The organism is Brevundimonas sp. GW821-FHT09G01 (genome assembly GCF_059416065.1).
Genome location: NZ_JBWKOL010000003.1, coordinates 317,132 through 341,998, shown reverse-complemented (window position 1 = coordinate 341,998; position 24,867 = coordinate 317,132). Strand labels below are relative to the sequence as shown.

The 24,867-nt window shown below is 69.6% G+C and carries 28 protein-coding genes; 8 read left to right on the top strand and 20 right to left on the bottom strand.

Annotated features, from left to right (window positions below; translation table 11 throughout):
- Positions 1–88 precede the first annotated feature (88 nt).
- Entirely contained in the window at positions 89–571 is a 483-nt protein-coding gene (locus tag AC07NB_RS09095; RefSeq protein WP_494570372.1) for a hypothetical protein, read from the top strand.
- Between the two features lie 8 nt (positions 572–579).
- On the opposite strand, the gene AC07NB_RS09090 is transcribed toward AC07NB_RS09095, so the two are convergent.
- The 6 genes from AC07NB_RS09090 to AC07NB_RS09065 all read right to left on the bottom strand — a co-directional run bounded on the left by AC07NB_RS09090 (position 580) and on the right by AC07NB_RS09065 (position 8,314).
- Positions 580–1,170, bottom strand: coding sequence for a glutathione S-transferase N-terminal domain-containing protein (locus AC07NB_RS09090; protein ID WP_494570373.1), 591 nt, complete (start codon positions 1,168–1,170; stop codon positions 580–582).
- A gap of 4 nt (positions 1,171–1,174) precedes the next feature.
- Positions 1,175–2,038 (bottom strand): alpha/beta hydrolase family protein, encoded by an 864-nt coding sequence (locus AC07NB_RS09085; protein ID WP_494570374.1) that lies wholly within the window; start codon positions 2,036–2,038, stop codon positions 1,175–1,177.
- 62 nt (positions 2,039–2,100) lie between these two features.
- The gene (ispG, locus tag AC07NB_RS09080; protein ID WP_492311774.1) at positions 2,101–3,252 is read right to left on the bottom strand and encodes a flavodoxin-dependent (E)-4-hydroxy-3-methylbut-2-enyl-diphosphate synthase; all 1,152 of its coding nucleotides are present in this window, start codon (positions 3,250–3,252) and stop codon (positions 2,101–2,103) included.
- Positions 3,253–3,311: 59 nt separating this feature from the next.
- Positions 3,312–4,418, bottom strand: a complete 1,107-nt coding sequence (locus AC07NB_RS09075; RefSeq protein WP_492311775.1) for a helix-turn-helix domain-containing protein — start codon at positions 4,416–4,418, stop codon at positions 3,312–3,314.
- Between the two features lie 174 nt (positions 4,419–4,592).
- A complete protein-coding gene (gene ptsP / locus AC07NB_RS09070; RefSeq protein WP_494570375.1) occupies positions 4,593–6,797 on the bottom strand; it encodes a phosphoenolpyruvate--protein phosphotransferase in 2,205 nt (734 codons plus the stop codon).
- Positions 6,798–7,039: 242 nt separating this feature from the next.
- The gene (locus tag AC07NB_RS09065) at positions 7,040–8,314 is read right to left on the bottom strand and encodes an aspartate kinase (RefSeq protein ID WP_492311777.1); all 1,275 of its coding nucleotides are present in this window, start codon (positions 8,312–8,314) and stop codon (positions 7,040–7,042) included.
- Between the two features lie 55 nt (positions 8,315–8,369).
- Between AC07NB_RS09065 and ubiG the strand changes: the two genes are divergently transcribed.
- The 3 genes from ubiG to AC07NB_RS09050 all read left to right on the top strand — a co-directional run bounded on the left by ubiG (position 8,370) and on the right by AC07NB_RS09050 (position 9,884).
- Positions 8,370–9,173 (top strand): bifunctional 2-polyprenyl-6-hydroxyphenol methylase/3-demethylubiquinol 3-O-methyltransferase UbiG, encoded by an 804-nt coding sequence (gene ubiG, locus AC07NB_RS09060; RefSeq protein WP_494570376.1) that lies wholly within the window; start codon positions 8,370–8,372, stop codon positions 9,171–9,173.
- Positions 9,174–9,201: 28 nt separating this feature from the next.
- Complete coding sequence (locus tag AC07NB_RS09055) at positions 9,202–9,558, top strand: hypothetical protein (RefSeq protein WP_494570377.1); 357 nt, start codon at positions 9,202–9,204, stop codon at positions 9,556–9,558.
- Positions 9,559–9,659: 101 nt separating this feature from the next.
- Positions 9,660–9,884, top strand: coding sequence for a hypothetical protein (locus AC07NB_RS09050; protein WP_492311779.1), 225 nt, complete (start codon positions 9,660–9,662; stop codon positions 9,882–9,884).
- A gap of 7 nt (positions 9,885–9,891) precedes the next feature.
- On the opposite strand, the gene AC07NB_RS09045 is transcribed toward AC07NB_RS09050, so the two are convergent.
- The 7 genes from AC07NB_RS09045 to AC07NB_RS09015 form a co-directional block, all read right to left on the bottom strand.
- Positions 9,892–10,425 carry a GNAT family N-acetyltransferase gene (locus tag AC07NB_RS09045; RefSeq protein ID WP_494570378.1) on the bottom strand — a complete coding sequence of 178 codons (534 nt, stop codon included), beginning with the start codon at positions 10,423–10,425 and terminating at the stop codon, positions 9,892–9,894.
- On the bottom strand, positions 10,380–10,853 hold the full coding sequence (locus tag AC07NB_RS09040; RefSeq protein ID WP_494570379.1) for a DUF6265 family protein: 474 nt from the start codon (positions 10,851–10,853) through the stop codon (positions 10,380–10,382). Before AC07NB_RS09040 ends, AC07NB_RS09045 begins: the two co-directional genes overlap by 46 nt.
- Before the next feature lie 32 nt (positions 10,854–10,885).
- The gene (locus AC07NB_RS09035; RefSeq protein ID WP_494570380.1) at positions 10,886–11,713 is read right to left on the bottom strand and encodes a DUF6597 domain-containing transcriptional factor; all 828 of its coding nucleotides are present in this window, start codon (positions 11,711–11,713) and stop codon (positions 10,886–10,888) included.
- Between the two features lie 2 nt (positions 11,714–11,715).
- Complete coding sequence (locus AC07NB_RS09030) at positions 11,716–12,150, bottom strand: DUF1178 family protein (RefSeq protein ID WP_494570381.1); 435 nt, start codon at positions 12,148–12,150, stop codon at positions 11,716–11,718.
- Positions 12,147–12,995: a carbon-nitrogen hydrolase family protein gene (locus tag AC07NB_RS09025; protein WP_494570382.1), complete on the bottom strand. Its 849-nt coding sequence runs from the start codon at positions 12,993–12,995 to the stop codon at positions 12,147–12,149. The genes AC07NB_RS09030 and AC07NB_RS09025 overlap by 4 nt, the downstream gene beginning before the upstream one ends.
- Positions 12,995–13,252: a glutaredoxin 3 gene (gene grxC, locus AC07NB_RS09020; protein ID WP_291836487.1), complete on the bottom strand. Its 258-nt coding sequence runs from the start codon at positions 13,250–13,252 to the stop codon at positions 12,995–12,997. The genes AC07NB_RS09025 and grxC overlap by 1 nt, the downstream gene beginning before the upstream one ends.
- 76 nt (positions 13,253–13,328) lie before the next feature.
- Positions 13,329–14,123 carry a ComFC family protein gene (locus AC07NB_RS09015; protein WP_291836490.1) on the bottom strand — a complete coding sequence of 265 codons (795 nt, stop codon included), beginning with the start codon at positions 14,121–14,123 and terminating at the stop codon, positions 13,329–13,331.
- Here AC07NB_RS09015 and AC07NB_RS09010 point away from each other — a divergent pair.
- Positions 14,122–15,003 (top strand): methyltransferase domain-containing protein, encoded by an 882-nt coding sequence (locus tag AC07NB_RS09010; RefSeq protein ID WP_494570383.1) that lies wholly within the window; start codon positions 14,122–14,124, stop codon positions 15,001–15,003. The genes AC07NB_RS09015 and AC07NB_RS09010 overlap by 2 nt on opposite strands.
- A gap of 13 nt (positions 15,004–15,016) precedes the next feature.
- Here AC07NB_RS09010 and AC07NB_RS09005 read toward each other — a convergent pair whose 3' ends face one another.
- The 5 genes from AC07NB_RS09005 to AC07NB_RS08985 are packed head-to-tail and all read right to left on the bottom strand — an operon-like array spanning position 15,017 to position 18,190.
- A complete protein-coding gene (locus AC07NB_RS09005; protein ID WP_291836497.1) occupies positions 15,017–15,196 on the bottom strand; it encodes a Flp family type IVb pilin in 180 nt (59 codons plus the stop codon).
- 22 nt (positions 15,197–15,218) lie between these two features.
- Positions 15,219–15,617, bottom strand: coding sequence for a (deoxy)nucleoside triphosphate pyrophosphohydrolase (locus AC07NB_RS09000; RefSeq protein ID WP_494570641.1), 399 nt, complete (start codon positions 15,615–15,617; stop codon positions 15,219–15,221).
- 1 nt (position 15,618) lies between these two features.
- A complete protein-coding gene (locus AC07NB_RS08995; RefSeq protein WP_494570384.1) occupies positions 15,619–15,798 on the bottom strand; it encodes a hypothetical protein in 180 nt (59 codons plus the stop codon).
- A gap of 47 nt (positions 15,799–15,845) precedes the next feature.
- Positions 15,846–17,237 carry a bifunctional glutamate N-acetyltransferase/amino-acid acetyltransferase ArgJ gene (argJ, locus tag AC07NB_RS08990; protein WP_494570385.1) on the bottom strand — a complete coding sequence of 464 codons (1,392 nt, stop codon included), beginning with the start codon at positions 17,235–17,237 and terminating at the stop codon, positions 15,846–15,848.
- Positions 17,234–18,190: a peptidylprolyl isomerase gene (locus tag AC07NB_RS08985; RefSeq protein WP_494570386.1), complete on the bottom strand. Its 957-nt coding sequence runs from the start codon at positions 18,188–18,190 to the stop codon at positions 17,234–17,236. The genes argJ and AC07NB_RS08985 overlap by 4 nt, the downstream gene beginning before the upstream one ends.
- A 239-nt stretch (positions 18,191–18,429) precedes the next feature.
- Between AC07NB_RS08985 and secA the strand changes: the two genes are divergently transcribed.
- Positions 18,430–21,285, top strand: a complete 2,856-nt coding sequence (gene secA / locus AC07NB_RS08980; protein ID WP_492311789.1) for a preprotein translocase subunit SecA — start codon at positions 18,430–18,432, stop codon at positions 21,283–21,285.
- A gap of 73 nt (positions 21,286–21,358) precedes the next feature.
- Here secA and AC07NB_RS08975 read toward each other — a convergent pair whose 3' ends face one another.
- Positions 21,359–21,796: a helix-turn-helix domain-containing protein gene (locus AC07NB_RS08975; RefSeq protein WP_291840715.1), complete on the bottom strand. Its 438-nt coding sequence runs from the start codon at positions 21,794–21,796 to the stop codon at positions 21,359–21,361.
- A 73-nt stretch (positions 21,797–21,869) separates the two neighbouring features.
- Here AC07NB_RS08975 and AC07NB_RS08970 point away from each other — a divergent pair, with 73 nt between their 5' ends.
- Together AC07NB_RS08970 and AC07NB_RS08965 are read left to right on the top strand one after the other, a co-directional pair.
- Positions 21,870–22,709, top strand: coding sequence for a class I SAM-dependent methyltransferase (locus tag AC07NB_RS08970; protein ID WP_494570387.1), 840 nt, complete (start codon positions 21,870–21,872; stop codon positions 22,707–22,709).
- Positions 22,710–22,752: 43 nt separating this feature from the next.
- Positions 22,753–23,916 carry an aminotransferase class V-fold PLP-dependent enzyme gene (locus tag AC07NB_RS08965; protein ID WP_494570388.1) on the top strand — a complete coding sequence of 388 codons (1,164 nt, stop codon included), beginning with the start codon at positions 22,753–22,755 and terminating at the stop codon, positions 23,914–23,916.
- A 7-nt stretch (positions 23,917–23,923) separates the two neighbouring features.
- Here the strand turns inward: AC07NB_RS08965 and AC07NB_RS08960 are convergent, their stop codons facing one another.
- The gene (locus tag AC07NB_RS08960) at positions 23,924–24,823 is read right to left on the bottom strand and encodes a hypothetical protein (RefSeq protein WP_291836308.1); all 900 of its coding nucleotides are present in this window, start codon (positions 24,821–24,823) and stop codon (positions 23,924–23,926) included.
- Positions 24,824–24,867: the final 44 nt, after the last annotated feature.

Genomic DNA, 24,867 nt, shown 5'->3' with positions numbered 1-24,867 from the left:
GGTCGCAGGAGACAGGCGGTGAAAGCGGGGCTATATCCTGAGCTTGCATCGACCACGGGGGGCTGATGCGACCAAATCGGGGGATTTCATGAAGCCTGTTCACCTCGCCCTTTCGGGCGCGATCCTGCTCGCCGGCTGCGTCACGTCGAACGGCACCAGCGCCGTGCATCCCATGTCCAAGGACGCGGCCGCACGGGGCCGGGTGACGCTGGTGCAGCTGCACAACACACCCTCCAACGTCAGCGGCGACTTCACCGCCCAGTTCCAGAACACCGTCCAAAGCAAGCTGAACGAGTGCGCGGACGGCGACTATCCGCTGGTGCTGACGGTCACGCTGAACGGTTACCACTCGGCCAATGCGGCCATCGCCCTGTTCGCGCCGAGCCAGAGCGAGATCAGCGGCGTCGCGCGCCTGACCGACGCCTCGGGCGCGGTGGTGGGCGAGTACAACATCCGCCGCACCATCATGGTCGGCGGCGTGATCGGCGCCGTCGTGGCCGCCAACGCCGAGCAGAACATGAGCAGCGCCTTCGGCGAGGAACTGTGCAAGCAGGCCTTCAAGAAGAACTGATCGCCTGATCAGACCGGCCGGGTTTCCATGAAGCTCGGCCGCGCCTCCAGCGCCGTCTGCAGGGCCACGAGGCCCGGACGCCCGGTCGCCCAGTCGAAGTCCGGATGGCGGAAGTCGATCCAGGTCAGGGCCACGCCGGTGTTCAGGACGCCGATGTGGAAATCGTCCGCCGACAGGCCGGCGGCCTCCAGCGCGTCGAGGCAGCGGTGCATGTTCTCGGTCCAGCGCGTCATCCACGAGGGCGAGCGCTCGCTTTCCGGACGGCGCTTCTCCAGCACCAGCTTGACGCCCATCTCCAGCAGGCCGTCGGCCAGCACCTCGATGCGCCGCACGCGCAGCCGCTCGGGCCCTTCCGCGGGCAGCAGACGCGGACCCGAGCCGAGGGCGTCAAGATATTCGCAGATCACCGGACTGTCGTTCACGGGCAGGCCGTCCGGCGCGATCAGGGTCGGGACCTGCACCACGGGATTGGCGGCCAGCAGCTCGGGCGCATTGGCGTAGGGATCGACGAAGATCTCTTCGACCGCCAACCCCTTCTCGCGCGCGACGATGCGGCATTTGCGGGCGAAGGGCGACGGGGCGGTGATGTAGAGTTTCATGAGATCAGCGGCGCTCGATGGTCACGCCCTCGGGCGCTGTGAGGGCGTCCAGGCGGGCCTTGGCCGCCGTGTCGCCGAGCGCGTGGGCGCGCATGAAGTCCACGGTGGTGGCCGCGATCAGGTCGAAGTCGGCGGCGTCCGCGTTGCCGACCAGGCTGTGGTCGCCGCCGGCGAAGGTCAGCAGCATCTTGCCGCCCGCCGCGCTGGTGTCGAAGGCGAAGCGGTGGTCGGCGGGCTCGGTGACGAAGCCCTGCACCAGATCGGCGTCGCCGGTGACGATCAGCACCGGCGTGGTCACGGTCGCGAAGGTGGAGGGATTGATCACGCCGGGGATCTTGCCCGGCGTGGACAGGGCGATGACCGCCTTGACCGCCGGATCGCCCAGCGGCCCCGCGACGGTCTCGGCGCCGGCCTCCATCAGGGAATTCAGCGACCCGAAGGAATGGCCCGCCGCGATCATCGGCTTGCCCGGATGCGAGGCCTGCACATAGCCGCGCACGACCGCCAGATCGACGATACGGGTGATGAAGACGCTGCGTTCGTCGGCTTCGGCGTGGCGCGGGTGCAGCAGCGAATCCAGATGCATCGGGGCCACGACCGTGAAGCCATGGGCCGTCCAGTCGTCGATGATGCGGTGGTAGCGAGCCGGGTCGCTGTTCCAGCCGTGGCTGAAGACGATGACGCCCTGCTCGTTCGCCGCCTGCCAGACGCTGACATCGATGGCGCGGCCGTCGGGGGCGGTCAGCGGGACGTGGGTCGCAGCGGAGGCCTGGGCGGTCGCGGGGACGGTCTGGGCCAGGGCGGGCGCGGTCGAGAGCGCTCCCAACGACAGGACAAGCGCGAGCGCGGTGACGGCGCAACGGATCATGAGAAACTCCCCGGACTTCCCCGCCTTGCTAGCGCAGGATGTCCGGAAGGGACAGGCGCAGATTACTCCGCAGCCTCGAAGGCCGGTTCCTCGGCCGCCTTGCGGGCGGCGTCCAGCTCGGCGGCCTTGGCTTCGACCTGGGCGACGATCTCGTCGATCATGCCGTCGTTGGCCTGTTTGTGGGCGATCTTGCCGTTCAGATAGACCATGCCCGCGCCCTTGCCGCCGCCGGTGAAGCCGACGTCGGTGTACAGCGCCTCGCCCGGGCCGTTGACCACGCAGCCGATGATCGACAGCGACATGGGCGTGGTCACGTGGGCCAGCTTCTCTTCCAGGATGCCGACGGTCTCGATGACGTTGAAGCCCTGACGCGCGCACGACGGACAGGCGATGATATTCACCCCGCGGTGGCGCAGGCCCAGGGACTTGAGGATGTCGAAGCCGACCTTGATCTCTTCCACCGGGTCCGCGGCCAGCGACACGCGGATGGTGTCGCCGATGCCGGCCCACAGCATGGAGCCCATGCCGATGGCGGACTTGATGGTGCCGGTGCGCAGCGGCCCCGCCTCGGTGACGCCCAGGTGCAGGGGACAGTCGATGGCGTCGGCCAGCTGCTGGTAGGCGGCGACGGTCAGGAAGGGGTCGGATGCCTTCACCGAGATCTTGAACTCGTGGAAGTCGTTGTCCTGCAGGATGCGGGCGTGGTTCAGCGCGCTTTCGACCATGGCCTCGGGGCAGGGCTCGCCGTACTTCTCCAGCAGCTCGCGCTCGAGCGAGCCGGCGTTGACGCCGATGCGCATGGAGCACCCGTTATCGCGGGCGGCCTTGATCACTTCCCGCACCCGGTCAGCGTTGCCGATATTGCCCGGATTGATGCGCAGGCAGGCGGCGCCCGCTTCGGCGGCCTCGATGCCGCGCTTGTAGTGGAAATGGATGTCGGCGACGAGCGGGACCCTGGCCTCGCGGGCGATGGTGCGGAAGGCGGCGGTCGACTCCTCGTCCGGGCAGGAGACGCGGACGATGTCTGCGCCGGCCTCCTCCAGCTGACGAATCTGGCCGATCGTCGCATTGGCGTCCGAGGTCGGCGTATTGGTCATCGACTGGACGCTGATGGGCGCATCGCCGCCCACGGCGACATTGCCCACCATGATCTGGCGGCTCTTGCGGCGTTCGATGTGACGCCAGGGACGGACGTGGGTGTGGTCAGCGCTCATTGCGGAGACAACATAGGCTCACGAATGCGGCATGGCCACGACACGCAACGCCGCGCCGGTCAGCCGCCCTGTTGCGCCGGGGCCGGCGCGGCGGTCGCCTGCAGCGCCACCGCCTGAATCTGGGCCTGGGCCGCCTGGGCGGCGGCCTCGGTGCGGGCGGCGACCTCGGACGCCGCTTGGCGGGCGAGGGCCTGGGCGCGGGTGTTGAGTTGCGACAGGGGCGTCTGCGCAGCCTGCAGGGCCCCGCCGTGCTCGCCGTTCAGATAGACATCGAAGGCGGCGAAGTCCGAAGCGTCGATCACTGCGGCCACGCCCGCGGGCGCACGCCAGGCCTCGCCGGCGGCCAGCTGGCGGGCGAACAGCACCCGACCGTCCGCCATGCGTACGACGAGGGCCGCGGCCTTGCGGGCCTGGATGATGACGTCCGAGGCGCTGGCGGAGGCGCCGTAGATGGCGCCGCGCGGATTGAAGGCCTTGGCCACCGGGGTCGCGGCGGCGGCGGCCATCCCCTCGGGCGAGGTCGGATCGATGCCGGTCAGCTGGGTCTCGAGGCCCGGCGTGACGTAGAGGGCGGGAATGGTCTGGTCGGGCGGCGCCGGACGCGGCGCGGTCAGGCGGATGACCGCCTCCTGACCGGGAACGGTGCCCAGACGCCAGGTCTCCGGCACGTCGGCGATGTCCGAGGGCTGGGGCGCGCGCATCAGGCTGACGCGCTGAAACACGTTCCAGCCGACTACGGCGATCAGCAGCACGGCGCAGCCCGCGATCAGGCGGGGCGAATAGCGCTTCACCTCCTCGAAGGCGACGCCGACCGGCGGCTGCAGCGGCACAGACGGATCGGGGCTCTCGCGCTTGAAGCGTTCGACCGCCAGCTGCTCGTCGAGACCCAGGGCGGCGGCGTAGGCGCGCACATAGCCGATCGAGAAGACGCGGTTGGGCAGGACCGAGAAATCGTTCTGCTCGAGAGCGGTCAGGTAGCGGCTGGGCACCCGCGTGACGCTGGACAGTTCGGCCAGCGAGCGGCCCGAATGGTCCCGCGCGATCCGCAGGCCTTCGCCCAGAGTCGGAGCATCCGTGACGGAAGGGACCAGGTCCTTCCAGTCAGCCTGCGCACCATACTCTTCCGGGCCCTTGCCCGCATCCAGCGCCATAACGCCCGACCCCACACTCGGCGACGCGTCATCCACGCCCGCCGTACTCGAACCCGGCCCCTGTATCATATCGGGATGACAGTCTGAGCCTGCCCCCGCAGACCCTCCGAATTCGCCTTGTGGATAACTCATAAGAGTCGACCGATCAATGATTTGTTAAGCACCTTGGCCGTTCCGGCCCGGTACAGATCAAACCGCGACGTTCAACTTTCGGGCCAGAGTTTCGAGCTCGCCGCGCACAGAGCCGGACGAGGAGCCCAACAGGCTGGTCATGCCGCGGCGGGCGGCGGCCAGATCGGTGGACAGGATCATGCGCTTGACCGGTCCGACGCCCCCGGCCGGAGCCGACAGGCGGGTGAAACCGAGGGTCAGCAGGGCGAAGGCTTCCAGCGGCCGTCCCGCCAGCTCGCCGCAGATCGAGACCGGCGTGCCGGTGTCGGCGCATTTGCGCTGGATCTCGGCCAGGGCCCTCAGGGCCGGCGGCGACAGGGGGTCGTAACGGTCCGCGACGAGCGGGTTCGTGCGGTCGGCGGCGAACATGTACTGGAACAGGTCGTTGGTGCCGACGGAGACGAAGTCCGTGAGCGGCAGCAGGGCGTCCAGGTGCCACAGCAGGCTGGGGCATTCGATCATGGCCCCGACCCGCAGCAGGGCCGGCAGTTCGCGGCCCCGGCGGCGCGCCCAGTTGCATTCGATGTCGACCAGTTCGCGCGCGGCCCGGAACTCGTCCACCGTGGCGATCATCGGGAACATGACGCGCAGCTCGCGGCCCGCGGCGGCGGTCAGCAGGGCGCGAAGCTGCAGGCGCAGCAGGCCGGGACGGTCCAGCCCCAGACGAATGGCGCGGCGGCCCAAGGCCGGGTTCTCCTCCCGCTCCGTCTCCAGATAGGGCAGCACCTTGTCGCCGCCGATGTCGAGCGTACGGAAGGTGACCGGCCGGCTGCCGGCGGTGTCCAGCACCAGCTTGTAGAGGGCCGTCTGGCTGTCGAGCCGGGGCAGTTCCTCCGAAACCATGAACTGGAACTCGGTGCGGAACAGGCCGATGCCCTCGGCGCCGGTGGCGTCCAGGTTTTCCAGATCGACGGCGAGGCCGGCGTTGGTCAGCAGGCTGATGCGCTGGCCGTCGGCGGTGACGGCGGGCGTGTCGCGAAGCTTGGCGAACTCGGCCTGCCGTTGGTGGCGGACCTCCATGCGCGACTGGACCGCCGCCAGCATGTCCGGCCTGGGCCGCAGATAGGCCTCGCCGGTCTCGCCGTCGACGATGACCAGATCGCCCTCGGACAGGCGGTCGCGCAGGCCCTGCAGACGTCCGACGCAGGGGATGCCCAGCGCCCGCGCGACGATGGCCGCGTGGCTGGCCGCCGAGCCCTCTTCCAGCAGCAGGCCCCGCAGCTTGCGGCGGTCGTATTCCAGCAGGTCGGCGGGACCCAGGTTGCGGGCCACCAGGATGGCGTCGTCGGGCAGGTCGCGCTCGCCCGGACGGTCGCCGGCCAGCACGCGCAGCAGGCGGTTGGCCAGGTCCTCGAAGTCGTGCAGCCGCTCCTTGATGTAGGGGTCGCGTGCTTTGGCGAAGCGGGCGCGGTGTTCGTTGCGGACGCGGTCGACGGCGGCTTCAGCGGTCAGGCCGGTGCGCACCGCCTCCTCCAGCGACCGGTTCCAGCCCCGGTCGTCGGCGAACATGCGGTAGGTTTCCAGCACCTCGAACGACTGGCCGCCCAGCTTGCCGGCGCCGCCTTCCAGCATGCCGTCGATATTGGCCTTCAGCCCGATCAGGGCCTCGCGAAGACGGATCTCCTCGACCTGCTGGTTCTCGGCCAGCAGGTTCTCGGGCGCGACCGGCGCCTCGTGCAGGACGACGTGGCCGTACGCCAGACCTTCCGCGAAGCGCTGGCCCTTGAGCCTTTCCGGACGGTGCGGCGCGACCTCGATGTCGCGCAGCTCATCCTGGCCCAGCAGTTCGCCCGAGGCCACGGTCTCGGCCAGCACCATGGCGATGGTCTGGATGTCCTCGACCTCGTCCTCGTCATAGCGCCGCTCGGAGCGGTTCTGGACGACCAGCACGCCGATGGCCCGGCCGCCGCGCAGCAGGGGGGCGCCGAGGAAGGCGTGATAGGGATCTTCGCCCGTTTCCGGACGGTAGGAGAAGCTGGGGTGCGACGGCGCGTCCGACAGGCTGATCGGCACGGCGCTGCGGGCCACCTCGCCGACCAGACCCTCGCCGGGACGCAGGCGGGTGTTGTGGACGGCCTCGGGCTTAAGGCCCTGGGTGGCGAAAAGCTCCAGCTCGCCGGACGCGCGGCGCAGATAGATGGAGCAGACCTCGGCGACCATCGACTGGGCGATGATCCTGACAACGGTGTCGAGCCTGTCCTGAGCCGGCGCGGCCCCCGCCATAGCCTCGCGGATCTGGCGAAGGAGGTTACGCGGCCCCCTCGTCGTCAATCCGCCAACCGGCAATGGCCCCTCCCAGAAGACTGAACGCCCCAGATGGGCGCCGCCAAGCTTGATTCCTAGAGCCTGATCGGCTGAGGAGGAATCGCTTCGCGATTCCGCTGAGGCCGTGAATCAGGCTCCCGCATTAATCTGGACCGAAATCTGAGTTCAGTCGGGTTGCGCCCAACTGAACCGATTTCGGTCTAGACCGCTTCCAATCCGTAGGCCGAATGAAGCGCACGAACGGCCAGTTCCGCATAGGCCGCATCGATCAGCACGCTGATCTTGATCTCTGAAGTGGAGATGGCCTGGAACTTCACGCCCTTGTCCGCCAGGGCCTTGAACATGGTCTGGGCGACACCCGCGTGACTGCGCATGCCGACGCCGACGACCGAGACCTTGGCCACGTCCTCATCGACGCGCAGCTCCTCGAAGCCGATCTGGTCCTGCGCGGCCTGCATCAGCTCGGCGGCGCGCTGGGCGTCTCTACGACCCGTGGTGAAGGTCAGGTTGACCGTCCCGGCGGTGCGGGCCTGCGACTGGACGATCATGTCCACGTTCACATTGGCGTCCGCGAGGCGGGTGAAGACATCCGCGGGGGCGTCGACCCGGTCGGACAGGCCCAGCAGGGTGATGCGGGCCTCGTCGCGGCTCATGGTCACGCCGGACACGATGCGTTTTTCCACGATCTCCTCCTCGTCGCAGATCAGGGTTCCACCCTTGTCGGGCATGACGCCGTTCGCGTCGGGTTCGATGAAGCTGGACAGGACCCGGACGGGGACCTGTTTCGCCATGGCCAGTTCGACCGACCGGGTCTGCAGCACCTTGGCGCCCAGGGACGCCATCTCCAGCATCTCCTCATAGGAGACCTTTTCGAGGCGCCGCGCCTTGGCTTCGATGCGCGGGTCGGTCGTGTAGACGCCGTCGACGTCAGTGTAGATGTCGCAGGGGCACTCCAGCGCCGCCGCCACCGCCACCGCCGAGGTGTCGGAGCCGCCGCGGCCCAGGGTGGTGATGCGCCCGTCGCGGGTGACGCCCTGGAAGCCGGGGACCACAGCGATCTCGCCCTTGTCCATGGCGGCGCCCAGCACCTCGCCCGGCACGTCCTCGATCCGGGCGCGGCCGTGGGCGTCGTCGGTCAGGATCGGGATCTGCCAGCCCATCCAGCTGCGGGCGTTCAGGCCCATGTTGCGCAGGGTCAGGGCCAGCAGGCCCGAAGTCACCTGCTCGCCCGAAGCGACGACGACGTCGTATTCGTCGTCGGACAGTTCGATGCCCGCGCCGGGACGGCCCGCGCCGTCGGTCCAGGCGACCAGCTCATTGGTCTTGCCGGCCATGGCCGAGACGACGACCGCGATTTTCTTGCCCGAAGCGGCCTCAGCGGCGACGATGCGCGCGGCGCGACGGATGCGTTCGAGGTCGCCCATGGACGTGCCTCCGAACTTCATCACCAACCGATCTGACTCAGGCCGCGTCATCTTGCGCAGGTCGCTCCGTCTTGCGTGAAACGGCGCGCGGGTTCATCGCTGCGCCATGGTCGCTTCTAACGGCACGGTATCGGCGCGGGAACCCCAAGGCGCCAAGGAATTCAACGATCAGGCGGCGGGGCCGTCGATCGATCCCGCGGACGTGGCCCGCTTCTCGGCGCAGGCCGCCGAATGGTGGGACGCACGAGGGCCGTTCGCGCCCCTGCATCGCTTCAATCCGGCCCGGCTGGCCTTCGTACGCGACCGCGTCGCCGAACGGTTCGGACGCGACGTGAAGACCCGAGAAGCCTTCGCCGGCCTGACCCTGCTGGATGTCGGCTGCGGCGGCGGCCTGATCGCCGAACCCATGCGCCGGCTGGGTTTCGCGGTCACCGCCGTGGACGCCTCGAGCGAGAACATCGGCACCGCTCGGGCGCACGCGGACCAGCAGGGGCTGGAGATCGCCTATCGCGCCGCCACGGTCGAGCAGCTGGAAGCCGAAGGCGCAGGACCGTTCGATGTGGTCCTGACCATGGAAGTCATCGAGCACGTAGCCGACCCGGAGGCCTTCGTGCGCGCCTGCTCGCGGCTGGTGAAGCCGGGCGGCCTGATGATCGTGGCGACCCTGAACCGCACCCTGAAGGCGCTGGCCCTGGGCAAGGTCGCGGCGGAATACGTGCTGCGCTGGGTGCCCGCCGGGACCCACGACTGGCGCCAGTTCATCCGTCCCGACGAACTGCGGCGGATGCTGTCGCACGAGCCGGTCACGGTGACCGGGCCGTATGGGCTGGCCTACGACCTGTTGGCCGACCGCTGGCGTGAAGGGCAGGACGCCGATATCAACTACATGATGATCGCCACCCGGGACTGATCCCCAGAGGGGCGACGAGGAGACATCCATGATTGCACTGATGCTCGCCGGCCTTCTGGCCGCCGCTTCCCCGTCTTCCGCTTCGGCCCAGGAGCCGACCGCCACCGCGACCCGCGGTGCGCCGGGCATCTGCATCCGCTGGGCCCGCAACCGCTCCGCGCGGGTGGCCGAGGCGAGGGTCGTGCGCAGCTCGGGCAACGTCGCGCTGGACCGCCGCCTGGCCGAAGCCGTTCCCCAGATGGACTGGCCGGTGGGCGTGGACGACTATCGCGGCCAGTGGGTGGGCATCTGGATGGCGGTCGGCGGCGCCTCGACGCCGGAAGGCCCCCTGCCGGACTGCTCCAGCCTGCCCGACCGCAGCTGGACGCCCGCTCCGGCGGGCTGAGGCCGCCTTACCGCGATTTCACCTACCTATCGGGCTTGTAACGGGATCGGCGCAACGACGCGTGCGACGTCTTCGGCATCACCTTCACCGGAGCCGATCCCATGAAACGCCTGCTGATCCTCACCGCCGTCGCCGCCGCCGCCCTGACCAACGCCGCCTGCGTGACCGTCATCGACGCCACCAGCGACTACGGCTGGTCGGGCGAAAACGCCCGGCCGTTCAAGGGCGCCCGTGACAGCTGCCGCGCCAGCGCGGGCCGTGACGAAGGCACCACGGCCTTCCTTCAGTGCATGGCCGAAAAGGGCTGGACCCGCACCCGCGACTGACGGGCGGTCACAACGGCCGCATCATGTAGCGGGCGTCGTCGCCGTAGCTGGCCAGCTTTTCGGCCATGCCCGGCGGGTCGCGGACCTCAAAGCCATGCCGGGCCCAGAAGGGCGCGGCGGCGTTGACCGCGACCAGGCTGACGGCGGGCCAGCCCGCCGCCCGGGCGGCGTCCGCCAGTTGCTCGACCACGGCCCCGGTATGCCCGCCGCCCCGCGCGTCGGGGTGGATGGCGAGGTCGTGCAGGTACATGACCGCCGCGTCGTCGGGAATCGCTTCGATCAGGGTGTTCAGCGCCGGAACGGCGTCGGCGCGCCACGGATAGGCGACGAGATAGCCCCGGGGCGGCCCGTCGCCCTCCGCCAGCACGAAGCAGCCGGACGCGTTCAGAGCCAACCGGTTCTCGAACAGCTCGCGGCCTTCGAAATGATCGGGAAAGCCGAGCACGGCGATGGCCGCGACGGCGTCCAGATCGACCGCCGTCATCGCCCGCCAGGTCAGGTCGGGCAGCGCGCGTTCAGTTCGGCCTTCTGGAACCGCCATCGGATCGCCCTCGCCTGTCCTTCGATCTCGCCCTCGATGCGGGCATTCAGCACATCGCCGTCGCGTTCATAGATGACCCGCTGCGGGAAGTCGTGAGCCGACTGCTGGAAGACGACCCGGTTCGGAGCGGACTCGATCACCGGAAACACGGTCAGGGCCTGCCCTTCGGGGTGGGCGAAATAGGCGAAGGGGGCGTTCGCTTCGGGCCCCGTCGGCGCGATCCGGGACAGCTCCCAGCCGACCTGGCCGTTGCGGACCGTGATCGAGGTTCCGGCCATCAGGTTCAGGCGGGGGACGCTCCAGGTCTCGGCCACTTCGCGCCCGCCCTCGCAGGACAGCCAGTAGCCGGACATCCACCCCAGATCGGGGCGAAGATCGGCCTGCGGTCCGGCGGTCAGGGCGGCGGTCAGGATCAGGGCGGTCAGCATGGTCGGGTCTCTCCCTCGGGTTCGAAGGCAAGCTAGGCCGGATGGTCGGCGCCGGGCTTGTAGGATTGCGACGCGATGGCCCGGGCCAGGGCCTGCTGCTCGCGCGCCCATTCGGTGGCGGTGCAACCGAGGAAGCGGCGGAAGTCACGCGCCATCTGCGGCTGGTCGAAATAGCCGGCCTCCAGCCCCGCCTCCAGCCAGCCCTCGGCCTCGGGGCGGCCTGGATGGGCGGCGTGGTCGAAGACCCGGCGGAAGCGGAAGACCGAGCGCAGCATGCGCGGCGACACCCCGACCCGGTCGGCGAACCGACGCTGCAGGGTGCGTTGGTCGGCGGGCGTGCGAACCGGCGACGCCCGATCGGCGGCGGCGACCTCGATCTCGGCCCGGACCACCGGATCGACGGTCCAGCCGGCGCGGCGGCGCTGATCCGCCAGCCAGCCGGTAAAGGCCGCGACCTGGGCCTCCGGATCGCCGGCGGGGGCCGAGAAGCCCTTAAGCCGCTCGACCATGTCCAGCCGCCGGTCGGTGGCTGCGGCCAGGGGCAGCCCCAGCCAGTCGCGGGCGCCGTCGGGCGCGAAGCGGATCGCCACCAGCTCGGTCGGCCCCACTGGCCGCAGGGCCAGGGGCCGGGTCATCTGACCGGCGAACAGGGCGGAGGGCTGCAGCCGCCACTCGCCGTCCTCATCCTGTTCCTCATAGGGGGCGCCGATGTCGAAGATCAGTTCGGGGCAGCCGTCGGGCGCGATGCGTTGCACGACCGGCGCCGGGTCCGGATCGGCATAGGTCCAGATCACCCGCACGAAGGGCTTCAGCGCCGCGGGCGGCTCGAACTCCTGATAGCGCTCCCCGCCCCCCGGCATGCTCAGTTCACCCGGGACTTGTCGGGCGGCAGGGCCGGAAGCGGAGCGCAGTGCACGCCGTCGTCGCGCAGCTTCTTCACCTCGGCCACGGTGGCTTCGCCGTAGATCTCGCGCTTCTCCGAGCGGCCTTCATGGATGTCGCGCGCCTCGCGGGCGAAGGCGTCGCCGACGTAGTCGAAATTCTGCTCGACGTGGGCGCGCACCTCGCGGACGGCCTCCATCATCATGGTCTGCATCTTCGCGGCGGCATCAGGCGCGGGCGCTGATCGCTTCGTGCCCGCGACGGCCGGGGCCATGACCTGCTTGGTCACCCCGGTCGAGCCGCATATCGGGCACTCGACCAGTCCCCGCTCGGCCTGGTCGTCATAGTCGGACGACGACCCGAACCACGCCTCGAAGCCGTGGCCGTGATCACAGCCCAGGGCGTAGCGGATCATGCCGACAACGGAGCGGGCGGCGCGAAGTCGCGGTCGTGGGTCAGCTGCGGCACCGCGTTGCGGGCCTTGTCGATCGCATCGAAATCCAGCGTGGCGAACAGGACGCCCGGCTCGTCGGTGTCGAGCTTGGCGATCACCTCGCCCCAGGGCGCGACCACGGTCGAGCGACCCCAGGTCCGACGACCGTCCTCATGCGTTCCGGCCTGGGCGGGCGCCAGGATGTAGGTTCCGGTCTCGATGGCGCGGGCGCGCAGCAGCACCTCCCAGTGAGCCTCGCCGGTCGGGACGGTGAAGGCGGCGGGGACGGCGATCATCTTCGCCCCGGCCTTGGCCAGGGCGCGGTGCAGCTGCGGGAAGCGGACGTCGTAGCAGATGGTCAGACCCAGCCCGCCCCACGGCGTCGGGGCCACCACGGCGGTCTCGCCGGGCCGCACCGAGGCGCTTTCGCGCCAACGCTCGCCGGTCGGCAGATCGACGTCATAGACGTGCATCTTGTCATAGGTCGCGGTCACCGCGCCCGTGTCGTCGATCAGGATCGAACGATTGGCGGCGCGGTCGTCGCCCTCATGCTCCGACCGCACGATGGCCGAGCCGATCAGCAGCCAGACGCCGAGCTCCTTGGCCAGCGCCTTGAGCTTGGCCACCACCTCGTCGCGATCGTCGGGGACCAGCACTGCCTCGCGGGCGGCGCGGTCCTGGATCAGGAAATTGGTGGCCTCGGGCGTCAGGATCAGCCGGGCCCCGCCTGCCGCCGCCTGGCGGATCAGCGGCTCGACATGGACGAAGGCGGCCCCGGGCGAGGCCGGGGTGCGCGTCTGGATCAGGGCGACGGAAAGAGTGCTCATCAGGCGGCGAGCAGTGCGTCCAGCTCGCCCTTGCGGTCAAGCGCATGCAGGTCGTCGGAGCCGCCGATGTGCTTTCCGCCGATGAAGATCTGCGGGAAGGTCATCCGGCCGTTGGAGCGCTGGATCATCTCCTGCTTCTTCTGCGGATCGTTCGAGGCGACGATCTCGGTGTAGTCCACGCCCTTGCGGGCCAACAGGGCTTCAGCCGCCGCGCAATAGGGGCAACCGGGCTTGGTGTAGATGACGACGTCGGCCAATTTTATCTCCAGCTTGATGCGCCCCCTGTCGCTCGCCGCGCAGCGGCTCGCTGATCGAGGGGCATGCTCTTCCCCCCTACATAGTCAGTTCGCGCACGGTTCGCACGCGGGCGATGACCGCCAGGTCCACGGCGCGGGCTCCGGCCTCCAGCAAAACCCGGGCGCAGGCCTCGGCGGTGGCGCCGGTGGTCAACACGTCATCGACCAGAAGAACGCGCCGCCCCTTGATCCGCCGCGCGCCCGAAGGGGTGACCGCGAAGGCCGCCTTCACGTTCAGACGCCGCCCGCGCGCCGACTTGCCGCCCTGGCTGGTGGTGTGGGCCTGACGCACCAGGGCGTCAGGCAGATAGTCGAGCCCTGCGGCCCGGGCCAACGGCCGCGCCACCTCGGCGGCCTGATTGAAGCGCCGCGACAGCAGCCGCCAGCGGTGCAGGGGCACGGGCGCCACCACATCCGCCTCGGCCAGCAGGGGCGCGGCGGCGCGGCTGAGCCAGCGGGCGAACAGCGGCGCGAACGGCTGGTGGTCGCCGTGCTTGAACTTCAGGATCAGGCCGCGCGACGCCTCGTCATAGAGGCAGGCCGCCCGCGCCCGGGCGAAGGCGTAGGGCTGGGCCAGGCAGGCCGCGCAACGCTCGGACGCAAACACTCCGCCGTCCATCTCGAACGCCGCGCCGCAGCCGTCGCAGACCGGGTCCTCCAGAAACACCACTCGACTCCAGGCGTCGGCGGTGAGGCCGGCGGAGGCGGTGGCTTCAGGGCTGTCGTGGGCCAGCGGCGGCAGCAGCAGATCGGCCACGCCCCGGCCCAGAAGACGGCCGAAACCGGCTGCGGCTTCCCATCGCGTGCGCCAGACCCCATCCTGAAGGCTCATGAGCCCCTCCTCCGGTCCCCCCGTCATCTTCGACAGCCAGCGCCGAACGGCAAGGCTTCAGCGCAGCGAAAAGTTGTTTTCCGGCGCCGACTTCCTGCATGCGCGGGCGGCGCAGAACGCCGTCGACAGCCTGGACGCCCTGCTGCGCGACTGGCCCGAAGTCGCTGATCTATCGGCCCATCCCGGCCCGTTCGCCGCCGCCCTGGCCGACAGTCATGCCGCGCCGCGGGTCGGCGCCGTTAAGACGGTGGACGACCGCCCGGCGCGCGCGGCCCCGGGCCAGACGCCGCTGGACCTGCCGGATCAGTCGCAGGACCTGATCGTCAGCCTGATGAGCCTGCACTGGGCCAACGATCTGCCGGGCGCCCTGAGCCAGATCCGCCGGGCGCTGAAGCCGGACGGCCTGTTCGTCGGCACGCTGCTGGGCGCGGGCACGCTGAAGGAGCTGCGCGCCGTGCTGACCGAGGCGGAGCTGGAGCAGCGCGACGGGGCGCAGGCGCGGGTCTCGCCCTTCGCCGACGGCTTCGACGGGGCGGCCCTGCTGCAGCGGGCCGGCTTCGCCTTGCCGGTGTCGGACGTGGACCGGCTGACGGTCCGTTATCCCGACCTGTTCGCCCTGATCCGCGACCTGCGCGCCATGGGCGAGACCAATGTGCTGGCGGGGGCGAGCCGTCCGCTCACGCGCGGCATCGTCGCCCGGGCGGCGCAGCTCTATGCGGAAAGGTTCGGCGAACCGGACGGCCGGATCCCCGCGACCTTCGAGATCGTCCACCTGGCCGGCTGGGCCCCGCACGAAAGCCAGCAGAAGCCCTTGCCCCGCGGCTCGGCGAAGATGCGGCTGGCGGATGCGCTGGGCGTGAAGGAGCAGACGGGGGAGTAGGCCCGGCCGGCCGTCAGCCGCCCATCGCCGCGCGGATCGCGTCCATCGCGCCGTTGAAGACGCCGCTGCCGGTCGCGCCGAAGGCGGTCAGGGCGGACAGGATCACCAGGAAGATCAGGGCGAGGATCAGCCCGTATTCGATGGCCGTGGCGCCGCTCTCGTCGCGCCGGAAGCGATCCAGGAAACGTTTCATCGGCGCCTCCCTTTCCGGACGGCTAGAGCAGATCGCGCAACCAGGCGATCAGGGGTTCGTCCGCCGGGGGCATGGGATAGTCCGGCAACTGCGCCGGCCGAACCCATTTTAGCGCCGAATGCTCATGCGCCTGAACCACCCCCGACCAACGTCGGCACAGATATAGTGGCATCAACAGGTGAAATGACTCGTAAGCGTGACTGGTAAACACGAAGGGGGCCAGGCAGGCCTCGTTCACGTCGATGCCCAGCTCTTCCTTCAGTTCACGGATCAGGGCGGCCTCGGGACGCTCGCCCGGCTCGACCTTGCCACCCGGGAATTCCCACAGCCCCGCCAGCTGCTTGCCCTCGGGCCGCTGGGCGATCAGCACCCGACCGTCGGTGTCGATCAGGGCGACGGCGACGACGAGGACGGTCTTGATGTCAGACAAGGCTTTCTCCTGCCCATGCCGTCCAGGCCTCCGCCGGGACTCCGAATTCTTCGAATGCGGCCTGTTTCGCCGCCTCGACGTTATCGAGGAGGTGATCGCGCTCTGGAAAGGCGGACTGTTGGTGTTGGAACACGAACAGGTACGCGCCCTCGGAAGCGGGTTCGATGACCACCCTATAGGCTTCGCCCGTCGTCCCGAGAGCCGTCAGAGACGCGGGCATCAGCTGCGGTAGTCGCCGTTGATCTCGACGTAGCGCTTGGTCAGGTCGCAGGTCCAGACGGTGGCCGAGGCGCGGCCCGAACCCACGTCAACGGTGATGTCGATCTCCGAATTCTTCATATAGGCGCTCATCTTGGCCTCGTCGTAGGTCTGCGACGGGGCGCCGTCGATGGCGGCGACATGCGGGCCGAATTTGATGGCCAGGCGGTCGCGGTCGACCGGCTCCTCGGTCTTACCGACGGCCATGACGACGCGGCCCCAGTTGGCGTCCTCGCCGGCCAGGGCGGTCTTGACCAGCGGGCTGTCGGCGATGGACTTGGCCAGCTTGCGGGCCGAGGCGGGGCTAGCCGCGCCGTCCACCGTGACCTTGACGAATTTGGTCGCGCCCTCGCCGTCGCGGACCAGCTGGTGGGCGAGGTCGAGCATGACCTGGTCCAGCGCGCGGCTGAAATCCTTCAGACGGCGGTCGCCGACCCGGCCGATGCGCGGCGCGCCGCTGGCGCCCGTAGCGAACAGCAGGCAGGTGTCGTTGGTCGAGGTGTCGCCATCGACCGTCACGCTGTTGAAGGTCGTGCGCACGTGCAGGCCCAGCAGGGCGCGCAGCACGTTCGGATGGATGTCGGCGTCGGTGACGATGAAGGCCAGCATGGTGGCCATGTCGGGCGCGATCATGCCCGAACCCTTGGCGACACCGGCGATGCGGACCTTGTGCCCCTCGATGTCGCACTCGGCGTACGAGCCCTTGGGGAAGGTGTCCGTGGTCATGATGGCCTGACCGGCGGCGGCCCAGTTGTCGGAGTCCAGCCCGGCCTCGATGTCGTGCAGGCGGGCGGCGATCTTGCGGTCGTCCAGCACCACGCCGATCACCCCGGTGGAGGCCAGCATGACGTCGCGCTGGCGGCAGCCGAAGCGTTTGGCGACCTCGGAAGCCGTGCGGCGGGCCGCATCGGCCCCGGCCTTGCCGGTGAAGGCGTTGGCGCAGCCGGCGTTGACCACCAGCGCCCGCACGTCCTGGCCGCCGTCCTCGGCGCCCAGATGGCGTTTGCACCAGTCGACCGGGGCCGAGCCGACCTTGTGGCGGGTGAAGACCCCGGCGCAGCTGGTGCCGCGCGCGAAGCTGAACACCACCAGATCGTCGCGCTCGTGCTTGTAGAAGCCCGCGCGGCCGGTCGCGATCTCGACCCCGCCGATGGGCGGGATGACCGGGAAGGGCACGGCCAGCGGCGACACCTCCAGACCCGGCTTGCCCGGCGCGGGGGCGGCCGCCGCGGGTTTCGACGGAGTGGTGGCGCGCTTGATCGCCGTGGTCACCGGCTCCAGCGCCTTTTCGAAGGCCTGTTCGATCATCTGGCCGGTCGAACCCCGACCGGGGGAAGTGGGCGTCTTGCTCATCGGGCCTTGACGGGAACGGGGGCGGAAACAGGGGCGGGCGAGGCGGGCGGCTGGGCAGGAGCGGCCGCGGGCGGAACGGCGGCCGAGGCCGGTTCCTGCGAAGGCGCGCCCTCGCCGCCCAGCAGGACCTCGACGGCGGCCTTGCCGCGCAATTCCTCGAGCAGCTGGCGCACGCCTTCATAGGTCAGGTAGCGCACGATCTGCGGCCGGGCCTGCTCCATGGTCGGCGGGGTTTCGCGGCGGCGGTCCTCGACCCGCAGCACGGCCCAGCCGCCCTCGGTCTGGAAGGGACCGACGGTGGAGCCGGCGGGCCGGTCCCGCAGGGCGTTGCGATAGGCCTCGGGCATGACGTCCAGCGTCGAATAGCCCAGGTCGCCACCTGAGAAGCGGGTCGCGTCATCGATCGACCGCTCCATGGCCACCGCCTCGAAGGCAGCGCCCTGCCCCAGGATGCCGACCACGGCGTCGGCCTCGGCGCGGGTGCGCGACAGGATCAGGCGGGTGCGGACCTCTTCCGAGGTCCGGGCCAGATTCAGCTGGCCCTGGTAGATGCCCTCGACGGCCTTGTCGGAAATCTTGTCGTTGACCACCGTCTCGACCAGCATGTCGCCGAGGATGCGTTCGCGGGTGGCGGCCAGGCGGCGCTGGGCCAGGGGCGAATTGTCCAGCCCCCGGCGCTCGGCCTCGTGGGCCAGCAGCTTCTGGTCGATGACCTCGTCCAGGACGCGGCGGAACAGGTCGGAGGTCACGTCCAGCGGCTCGCCCTCGCCCACCAGTCCCTGCGCCACGGCCTCGCGCTTCACGTCGGAGGCCCAGATGGTCTCGTCCTGGATCTTGGCCACGGCGCGGTCGCCGGGCTCGGGCGGGCGGTCGGAGCCGCCGCCGCGATCACAGGCGGCGACCGTCAGCGCGAACGCCATCAGCAGGGGAAACAGGACGCGGGAAGGCCTCATGCAGACGCGCTCCGTCGGCGGGCGGCGAAAGGCCCTCGCGTTGACAGGGATAAGGCCGGTGCTTAAGTCCCGGCTGCGCCCAAGTCGAGGGGTTTTCGATCGTTCGCGCGGCCCTCGCGCGCGCCTGTTTTCAAGGGCGCACCGGGCCGTCGTCGCCGGAGCCCCTCTGCGGCGTCCGCCGCCGCCCTTCCGGGACCACAACCAGAGCCATTTGTCGCTCGCCCGCCTTCGGATCCTCCATGCTCGGCTTTGCCAAGAAGATTTTCGGCTCCTCCAACGACCGCAAGGTCAAGGACTTCATGGGCCGCGTTCAGAAGATCAACGCGCTGGAGGAGAAGTACGCCGCCCTCTCGGACGACGAGCTGCGGATGATGACCGACGCCTTCCGCGACCGTCTGGCCGGCGGCGAGAGCGTCGACAAGATCATGAACGACGCCTTCGCGGTGGCCCGTGAGGCCTCCAAGCGCGTCCTCGGCCAGCGCCAGTATGACGTGCAGCTGACCGGCGGCATGATCCTGCACGACGGCGGCATCGCCGAGATGCGCACCGGCGAGGGCAAGACGCTGGTCGCCATCGCCCCGGCCTATCTGAACGCCCTGTCGGGCAAGGGCGTGCACGTCATTACCGTGAACGACTACCTGGCTCGCCGCGACGCCGAGTGGATGGGCCGCGTCTATCGCTTCCTGGGCCTGGAAGTGGGCGTGATCGTCAACGGCCTGTCGCAGGGCCAGCGCCAGGCCGCCTACGCCGCCGACATCACCTACGGCACCAACAACGAATTCGGCTTCGACTATCTGCGCGACAACCTGGTCTACGACCGCAAGGAGATGGTGCAGCGTCCGCACCACTTCGCCATCGTCGATGAGGTCGACTCGATCCTGATCGACGAAGCCCGGACCCCGCTGATCATCTCGGGCCCGACCGAGGACCGCTCCGACCTGTATGTGACGGTCGATGCGATCATCAAGGACCTGATCCAGGACAAGACGACCTACGACCTCGACGAGAAGCAGCGTCAGGCGCTGCTGACCGAGGAAGGCTCGGAGCTGATCGAACAGTTGATGGAAGAGCGCGGCCTGTTCGCCGAGGACACCACCGGCCTGTACGACGCGGCCAACATCACCCTGGTGCACCACATCAACCAGGCCCTGCGCGCCAATACCCTGTACCAGAAGGACAAGGACTACATCATCAAGGCCGGCGAGGTCATGCTGATCGATGAGTTCACCGGCCGCATGATGCAGGGCCGCCGCCTGTCCGAAGGCCTCCACCAGGCCATCGAGGCCAAGGAGGGCGTGAAGATCATGCCCGAGAACCAGACCCTGGCCTCGGTGACGATTCAGAACTATTTCCGCCTCTACGAGAAGCTGTCCGGCATGACCGGCACGGCCGCGACCGAGGCCCAGGAATTCCTCGACATCTACAAGATGGACGTCCTGGAAGTGCCGACCAACCGCCCGGTCCAGCGCATCGACTACGACGACGAGATCTTCCGCACCGAGCGCGAGAAGAACCTGGCCATCGCCGCCCAGATCGCCGAGCGCCATCTGGCGGGCCAGCCGGTGCTGGTCGGCACGGTGTCGATCGAGAAGTCCGAGACCCTGTCCGAGCTGCTGAAGAATTTCGTCTACAAGGTCGAGGTCTCCCGCACCCCGAAGAAGGAGTTCGAGGGCAAGCCCAAGGACGCCGAGAAGATCGGCGATGCGGCCTATGACATCGAATACGAGGTCAAGCTGCGGGGCATTCCGCACAATGTCCTGAACGCGCGCCAGCACGAACAGGAAGCTTACATCGTCGCGGACGCGGGCCTGCCCGGCGCGGTGACCATCGCCACCAACATGGCCGGCCGCGGCACCGACATCCAGCTCGGCGGCAACCTCGAGATGCGCATGCAGAAGTGGCGCACGGAGCTGCGTAACATGGCGCAGGAGCTCACCCCCGAGATGGAGGCGGCCGAAGAGGCCCGCCTGAAGGCCGACATCGCCGTCCAGAAGGAAATCTCGCTGGCCGCCGGCGGCCTGTTCGTGCTCGGCACCGAGCGCCACGAGAGCCGCCGTATCGACAACCAGCTGCGCGGCCGGACCGGCCGTCAGGGCGACCCCGGCACCTCGAAATTCTTCCTGTCCTGCGAGGACGACCTGCTGCGCATCTTCGCCGGCGACCGTCTGGACTCGATCATGAAGTCGTTCGGCGTCGCCGAGGGCGAGGCCATCAGCCACCCGTGGCTGAACAAGGCGGTCGAACAGGCCCAGAAGCGCGTCGAGACCCGCAACTACGACATCCGCAAGAACCTGCTGAAGTACGACGACGTCGTGAACGACCAGCGCAAGGCCGTGTTCGAGCAGCGCCAGGAGTTCATGGACGCCACGGACCTGTCGGAACTGGTCAACGAGTTCCGCAGCGACGTGATTTCGGACCTGGTCGAGAAGCATATGCCGCCCAAGGCCTATGCCGAGCAGTGGGACATCGCGGGCCTGGACGAAAAGGTCCGCTCGACCCTGGGTCTCGAGCTGCCGCTGGCTGACTGGGCCGCCGAGGAAGGCGTGTCCAACGAGGAGATCGAGGAGCGCATCGTCACCGCCGCGGACGCCCGCGCCGAGGAACGCATCGCCCTGGTCGGCGCCGAACAGATCCGCAACCTCGAACGCCAGTTCATGCTGCAGATGATCGACATGCAGTGGCGCGAACACCTGGTCCAGCTGGACCACCTTCGCGGCGTCATCGGCCTGCGCGGCTACGGCCAGCGCGATCCGCTGAACGAGTACAAGACCGAGGCCTTCAACCTGTTCGAGTCGCTGCTGTACGGCCTGCGCCACGATGTGACGCGTTGGCTGATGACGGTGGAGTTCCGCTTCGAGCAGCCGCCGGCGATGGAGATGCCCGAGTTCCAGGAAATCCACCTGAACCCCGGCACCGGCGAGAACGAGATGGCCAACCCGCTGGCCCAGCTGCCGGAAGGCGCGCTGGAAGGCGACGCCCGGTCGCGTCTGCCGGTCGACGTCCTGCCCGTCGGCTGGGAACGCACCCCGCGCAACGCCGACTGCCCCTGCGGCTCGGGCCGCAAGTTCAAGCACTGCCACGGCAGCCTGATTTAAGGACGCTATCGCTCGCCGCGCGGAGGCTCGCTGCCCGAGCGCCAGGACGTGTGATCGACCTTCGGGCGGCGGTTCAGACCGCCGTCGCCCGGAACCGGCTCCGCGAGGGCGTCGCCGCCGCCTCCCGACCCGCAAAGCGCACGATCCGACGGAATTTGGCGCACGCCATCAGCGTCGGCGCCGTGCAGGCCGAGGCGTGCAGCAGGCCTTCGCGCATCCGCGACAGCTCCTCGATACGGCGGCCGATCTCTTCCGCCCTCGCCCGCAGCCGCGCCTTGTCTATGACCGGCTCGGGCGCGCCGCCCAGCATGGCCGCGATCTCGTCCAGCGAGAAACCGGACGCTCGCCCCAGCGCGATCAGGGACAGGCGCTCCAGCACCTCCGGATCGAACAGGCGTTTGAGCCCCCGGCGCCCCGTCGAGGCGATCAGCCCGCGCTCCTCGTAGTAGCGCAGCGCCGAGGCGCGCACGCCCGAGCGGCGGGACAGTTCGGCGATGTCGATGTCGCGCACTCTTGACCTCAAGTCGGCTTGAACTTGCAGGATGGGCGCGCGGTCCTCTCGCCGCAACCGGATGGAGACCGAGATGACCGACCCCGCACGCCCGGCCGTTCCCGATCAAGGCTACTGGAGCCGGTCGGGCGGCTCCGCCTGGGCCGATCTCCAGACCCTGATGGACCGGCTCTACCAGCCGATCGGCGAGGCGGTCGCGGACCGGGCCGATCCGCTCGTCGGTGCGCGGGTGCTGGACGTCGGCTGCGGCGCGGGCGCGACGACGCTGGACCTGGCCCGGCGCGTGGGTCCGACGGGACACTGCACCGGCGTCGATATCTCCGCCCCCCTGCTGGAGGCGGCGCGGCGCAGGGCGGTGGCGGCCAATGTCGATTTCATCGAGGCCGACGCCCAGACCCATGACTTCGGCGCGGCGACGTTCGACGCCGTGACCTCACGGTTCGGGGTGATGTTCTTCACCGATCCGGACGCCGCCTTCGCCAATCTGAGGCGGGCGACCAAACCCGGTGGCCGCCTGACCTTCGCCTGCTGGCGTGCGGTCGCCGAGAACGCCCTCACCCAGGTCCCGCTGGAGGCCGCCACGCCCTTCCTGCCCGACCTGCCCCCGTCGCCGCCCGTCGACGCCCCCGGCCGGTTCGCCTTCGCCGATCCGGAAAAGGTGCGCGGCATCCTGCATCGCAGCGGCTGGACGGACATCGAGATCACGCCGCTGGACACGCCCACGCCCCTGAGCCTGGACGAGATGCTCGACCTCGGCCTGAAGTTCGGCGTGCTGGGAACGGCCCTGCCGCAACAGGACGAGACGGTGCGGGCGCAGGTGCGCGCGGCGGTGACGGATCGGCTGAACGTGCACCTCCGGGACGGGATCATTCCGATGAGCGCCGCCTGCTGGCTGGTCTCCGCCCGGCGCTGAAGGCCGCTGGCGGCGACCGCCGCGCCGTGCGACATCCACGGATATGACCCATAAGGCCCTGTTCTCCCGCGCCCTGTCCCTGGACCCGGAGCGCCTGCATTTCGCCGCTCACAGCCACCACCTGTGGCCCGACGCCAGCTTCGACGGCCAGGTGCGGGCCTGGGTCGAGGCCAACCGGTTCGCTGACCGCAAATGGGACCTGGTCTTCGGCGACGTCGTGCCCGAGGCGCAGACGCATGTGGCCAAAGAGCTGAACCTGCCCTCGCCGGACAGCGTCGTCTTCGCGACCAACACTCATGAATTCCTGCTGCGCATCGTCTCCGGGATCGAGGCCAAGCCCGTGCGCATCCTGTCGACCGATGGCGAGTTCCACTCGTTCCGCCGTCAGGGCGAACGCTGGGAGGAGGCGGGCGATGCGGTCATCACCCGCGTGCCCCTGCATCCGTTCGACACCTTCGAGGCGCGCTTCATCGAGGCCGCCCGGGGGGGCGGCTTCGACCTGATCGTGATCAGCCAGGTCTTCTTCCGGACCGGACAGGTGTTCGGCGGCGTCGAGGCGCTGGCCGACCTGGCCAAGCCGGAAGGCCCGTGGGTGGTTATCGACGGCTACCACGGCTTCATGGCGGTCCCGACCGACCTGTCGGCGGTGGCGGACCGCGTCTTCTATGTCGCCGGGGGCTACAAATACGCCATGTCGGGCGAGGGCGCCGGCTTCCTGCATGCGCCCGACGGCTTCTGCCCCCGTCCGGTGATCACCGGCTGGTTCGCCGAGTTCGGCAATCTGACCGGGCCGCCGGAGGGGGTCCAGTACCGCGCCGACGCGGGCCGTTTCTGGGGCGCGACCATGGAGGCGACGCCCCTGTACCGCTTCAACGGCGTGCGCCGCATGCTGGAAGAGGCCGGGCTGAGCACCGCGAACGTCGCGGCCCACGCCCGCGGGCTGATGGCGCGGTTCCAGGGCGCCGTGCAGGCGGGGGAGGCCGGACGGCTGGACAAGGCCGAGCTGATCAATCCCGTCGCCGGCGACGCGCCACGCGCCCGCTTCCTGGCCTTCCGCCACGCGGACGCGCAGGACTGGCGCAAGCGGCTGCTGGACGCCCATGTCGTCACCGACGTGCGCGACGATGTGATCCGCTTCGGCTTCGGCCTGTATCAGGACGAGGCGGACGTGGACCGGCTGATCGAGATCTGCCGCCGCGTCCTGTGACGCCGACCTAGTAGAAGGTGGTGTCTTCCTGCTGGCGCGGCTCGGGCGCCTTTCGCGGGGCCGAAGGCTGGGCCGGACGCGCCGGAGCCGGGGTCGCCCCAGGCGTTGCCGGCTGGGCGACGCCGGGCTGGGCCGGGACCTGACCGGGAACGGGCGTCACCTGCGGCAGGGTCGGATACGGCAGGCTCTGCGGCGCGGGTCCGCCGTCGGGGTAGGGCAGCGGCGCCTGGCCGTCCGCCGCGGGCGCTGCAGGGGCGATCCGGTCCGGGGCGTCCAGATCGTCGCGGATGAAGGCCCAGGACCGGGCGTCGGAACAGGCGCAGGCCTTCATGAAGCCCTCGCGGTCCCGCCAGATGATCAGCGGATAGCGGGTCTGCAGCCCGGCCTCGCTCAGATTGCGGCTCAGCTGGCCGACGAAGTCGCGGCCGGCGTCGACCACCGCCCCCCGGGCCAGGTTGCCGTCGGCCGACGGAATGCCCGCCGCCGTCCAGTTGTTGACCGGCGTGGCGGTCCAGCGCTGGTACAGCACCCAGTCGCGGGTCAGCCACAGCTCGGCGACCGTGGCGCGCTCGGCGGCCGTGGACTGCTGCAGCCCCTCGCGGTCGCCGCGCGCGAAGACGAGGATGCGCATCTCGACCCCCGCGGCGCGCAGCTTGGGCCCCTCCTCGCGCTCGAACCGCTGCATGGCGGCGCTGTCGCGATAGCCTATGACGTACAGGGCCTGACCGCCGCCGCCCGCCGAGATCCACGAGCTTTCATCCAGCAGGCGCTGGATCTCGACCTGGTTGCGGGTGACCGTCACCGGCTGGAAGCGGGCGTAGAAATTCCAGTAGGCCCAGTAGCCGCCGCCCGCGAGGGCGAGGCCGATCACGGCGGCGAGGGCGGACCAGACGAAAAAGCGACGCATGCGGGGGAGCGCTCCAGCTTCACAGTGCGTGGAGGTTAACGCCT